Source organism: Pseudovibrio sp. Ad37, from assembly GCF_001623075.1.
Taxonomy (GTDB): domain Bacteria; phylum Pseudomonadota; class Alphaproteobacteria; order Rhizobiales; family Stappiaceae; genus Pseudovibrio.
On record NZ_LMCF01000182.1, the window covers coordinates 1 to 4073 of the forward strand.

2 protein-coding genes are annotated in these 4073 nt (G+C 48.2%); one reads left to right on the top strand and one right to left on the bottom strand.

Annotated elements, in window-relative coordinates:
* Positions 1 to 37: 37 nt before the first annotated feature.
* Positions 38 to 2089: a DUF4132 domain-containing protein gene (locus PsAD37_RS20705; protein ID WP_084408009.1), complete on the bottom strand. Its 2052-nt coding sequence runs from the start codon at positions 2087 to 2089 to the stop codon at positions 38 to 40.
* Between the two features lie 184 nt (positions 2090 to 2273).
* Here PsAD37_RS20705 and PsAD37_RS20715 point away from each other — a divergent pair.
* A protein-coding gene (locus PsAD37_RS20715) for an IS3 family transposase (protein WP_370446623.1) occupies positions 2274 to 3412 on the top strand; the annotation gives its coding sequence in 2 pieces (ribosomal slippage) (positions 2274 to 2538 and positions 2538 to 3412; 1140 coding nt in all).
* Positions 3413 to 4073: the final 661 nt, after the last annotated feature.

A 4073-nucleotide genomic window follows, 5' to 3' on the forward strand; every position in this document is an offset into this window, starting at 1 on the left:
GTTATGAGTACAGATTCGTATGATTAGTTCGATAAGTTCAACCTGCAAGCCCGAAGACTGAGATCGCAGACCAGAGTTTATCCATCACCCGATCAGTTCCTCGCTGCCGCTTATCTGTTTTGAGTAACTCAATTGGTGCGCCGTTATAGACAATACGTCCAGTACTTAAGTTTACTCGATATCCGTCAGCAAGCATGAGCCATCGCCCCTCTACGTGGGCAGTGGGGTGAGTGAGCTGGAGCATAATCTTGCGCATCTTTACGCTTTGCTGGCCTGGATAGCTTTTGGTCTTATCCCATGCATCTTCTAGCAAGATATCTTCTACGCCTGCAGCACCTGTTGCTACAAGCAGATCAGTTTGCCGAAAGGCCTCTGACAAAACACGCTGAGGTACATCACTAAACTTCTTTTCTGGCCCTTTTAAAGAGAAGTTGCCTGTTGTTCCTTCTCCCGTGCACCCTGGAAAGGTACGTATGCCGGTTTCAAAATTAAACCTTCTACCAGCAAGAGTGATTGCTAGAGTCTCATAATCGCTTGGTCTCCATCCCATTTGTTGTGACAATCCGAATAGAGGGAACTGACTGACTGTGTGACCGGCAAACATTCTGGATGTGTTTGTGCCGAGTTCATTTTCCATCACTGGATAGATTTCCCGAAAAGCCTGCGGGAAGGGTTGTTTGATACCCTCTTTGGTAACGAAAAATTGCCATTCTTGACGCTCTTCTTCTGAACTCTCTACGGGATGCCAGAGCCGAACCCGCTGCCATTCCGCTCTCAAGCGGGTAGAACCATCCACAAGGAGCCATAATCCTTCATTCGATCCTCCTTTGAGGACTGCAGCAAACCTATCCCCTTCGTCTTCAACTTCCCAGATTAGCTTGCTGGTCATCGGCCATAAGGACTTGTCTGTCATTTGTCTGGCCCACACGGAAACATCCAACCACCACAAGCGCAGCAACATACCTTCCAATGCAGGTTTTATAAGCTTAGTAAACTCATCTGGAATGTGACTTGTTGTAAGCAGATCAAGAACGCGCTCTGGGTGAAGAGAAAGGTTTCGTATAGCTTCTTTGGTGGTTCGTTGTAGCTTCTTCTTAACGCCAGCATGGCGTATTTCTCGAGTGACTTTTTGTGCAATCAACACAGCTTCGGGCTGAGGTTCATCTCGGACAACCTTTCCAAGCTGAATACTTAACGATTGAGAAGGCATCGATTTGGCTTTGTGATCAGGAGCAAGGGCAGCTCCAACCCAAAGTTCATCGAGTGTTTTCAGTCCCCAATCCAGACGTTCTGTCAAAGCAAGTTTCACTGCTCGCGCAACAGCTGAAGCTTCTGCAACACTGGTCAACTTATCTGATTGATATTTGACTGCACCTGCAACTATCCGGCGAGATCTTCTCAGCACTTCTTCAACAGCATGTTCAGCAAACAATCGCCATTCTGGAATGTCAGCAAGAACAGAATCGTGTGCTGGGATACTATGCGACAACTCTGGGCTGATTTCGCATATTGCATTTGCCAAGGTGCGCAGATCAGACACTCCTGCAACAGCCTCGAACTCTTCAAATGAGATCGGGCCATCGTTTCTCGCGGCAATGTTTACGAGTGCAGCATCCAGGAGTAAGTCATCTCCAATTGCATGTGCCGCAATTAAGGCAACATCAGCAGAGCCCTTGCTAATGCGTGGATGTAATTTCCGGAGCGTTTTCAGGGCCTCTTCTGGGAGAGTTCCAATCGTTCCTAAAAGAATTTTGGCGACATAACGATAACATACGTCTTTCTCGTGAGAGCCACCTAATATAATTTCTGTTCGAGCTAAACCACTTAATGCGATAGCTGCTTCTTCGGGTGTGAAGAATAGATAGACAGTTTCGTGCAGCTCTCCTTCTTCAATATCTCGGAGTATCCCGGATATTGAAGCACCAGCAGTTTGTTGAAAGTCTCCCTTTCCCCACATTGTAGCAAGGATAGCGCCACGGTCGAATGGGCTTAAGGCTTGAACATATGAGTTCAACACACCAAAGTCCCGTTGAGCCTCTGGTTGTCGCAGTTGTGAAAAGACAAATGCCCTCGCTGAATTCGTTGTCATTGGGTAACCGAGTTAGAAGGTCAACATATAGCGCTAGACTCACTTGATTATGCTGTCTGCTTGTTGAGCTTCCAATAGCGCCCTTAGTAGCGATATATACAGAGCTGGCTCCGGTTTTTAGGGCAGGTTGTATAAGTGGATTTTGCTTCTGAAACTGGCATGATGCCAAGGACAGGAGATCACAATGACCAGACGTCCCCGCCGGAACCATAGTCCGGCCTTTAAAGCGAAAGTAGCGCTTGCTGCTATTCGCGGTGAGAAGACCCTGAGCGAGTTGGCTCAGGAGTTTGATGTGCACGCAAACCAGATCAAACAATGGAAAGAGCAGGCCCTTGCGGCGATGCCTGATGTGTTCGGGGCTGATAAACAGGCTAAGCAGGAACCTGAAGTGGACATCAAACGGCTGCATGCCAAGATTGGGGAGTTGGCTTTGGAGAATGATTTTTTGTCCGGAGCGCTCACCAAAGCGGGACTACTGAGCGCCAAAAGATGATTGACCGTAACCATGATCTTTCAATCAGCCGCCAAGCCAAAGTCTTAAGCCTGTCCAGAAGCAGTGTTTACTACCGGCCTCGTCCAGTTTCAGCGGAGACGTTGAAGCTCATGCGTCGGCTGGATGAGTTGCACCTGGAGCATCCATTTGCGGGCAGCCGTATGCTGCAGCAGCTGTTGAAGGCAGAAGGCTTTGACATCGGCCGGCGCAGGGTACGATCTTTGATGAAGAGGGTGGGTATTGAGGCAATCTACCGAAGGCCAAACACGTCCAAACCAGCTGTGGGACATAAAATCTACCCGTATCTCCTGCGTGATGTAGAGGTTTTAAGACCCAATCAGGTCTGGGCGATCGACATTTCCTATATTCCCATGGCGAAGGGCTTCATCTATCTGGTGGCAATCATTGACTGGTATTCACGCCGCGTTTTGAGTTGGCGCTTATCCATCACCATGGAAGCGGATTTTTGTATTGAGGCACTGGAAGAAGCTCTCGCCAAACACGGTAAGCCAGAGATCTTCAACTCCGATCAGGGCTCTCAGTTCACCAGCATAGACTTTACCGATGTGCTCAAGCGCGAGGACATCAAGATTTCTATGGATGGCAAAGGAGCCTGGCGCGACAATATTTTCATCGAACGGTTCTGGCGCACGATCAAATATGAGGAGGTCTACCTCAAGGCCTATGCCAATGTGCCAGAGGCGCGACAATCCATTGGGCAATACATCACCTTTTATAACCTGAAGCGCCCACATTCATCGCTTGACTGGAATACCCCGGATCAGGCTTACTGCAACCACCCGCAGCACATAAATCAAGCTGCTGCGTAATCGGAGCGAAACCACTTATAAAACGTGCTCACCTGTCCAAACAAACGGGACCACCTCTTACCTTCTACTTGGTTTTTATTGGGCACTCTCAATCCTTTCGGTGAGCAGGTTGCTGTTTGTAATGTTTACCGTACTTCATGAAAATAGGTTGTTCTGGGGGAAGTTCGGGACTTTGAAAGCATCTCGGCTCTGAAGGTTCTGTTTGAATTTTCCCTTATATTACAAGGGGAAGCCATTTTTGGCTTAGGTCAGGCCATTTTTGGCCTGCTTCTTTTCCTAGTATTTTCAAGGAGTTGCGCCAATTTTGCGAGTCTGATGCAGGTCTCCGGGCCAATTCTGGCCCGTTACTACTCCCCTTTACGATCTAGATTTAGGTCAGATCTGAATCTTATTAGATTTTATTCTCTAGTTATTTCAACAAGTAAGCGAGTTCTGGTGTGCTCTCTTCTTCTATTTCTCTCACTCTGGCATGCAAGTTGCAATTGTGTTGGTACGCTGTCGCAGACTGGGGTCTGGGGCTGTGGCCCATTCTCATCAAATGGGGTTCATTTATTTGTTTTGCTGCGTCTGTCCGCACACGGAGGGCGCTCACCAGGAGCATACTATGCCAACACCCGCTTATATCACCATTGAAGGGTCAACTCAGGGTCCAATCACTCAA

Coding starts and splice junctions, on each gene's coding strand:
- PsAD37_RS20705 (WP_084408009.1), bottom strand. CDS start 2,089: ATGACAACGAATTCAGCGAGGGCATTTGTCTTTTCACAACTGCGACAA.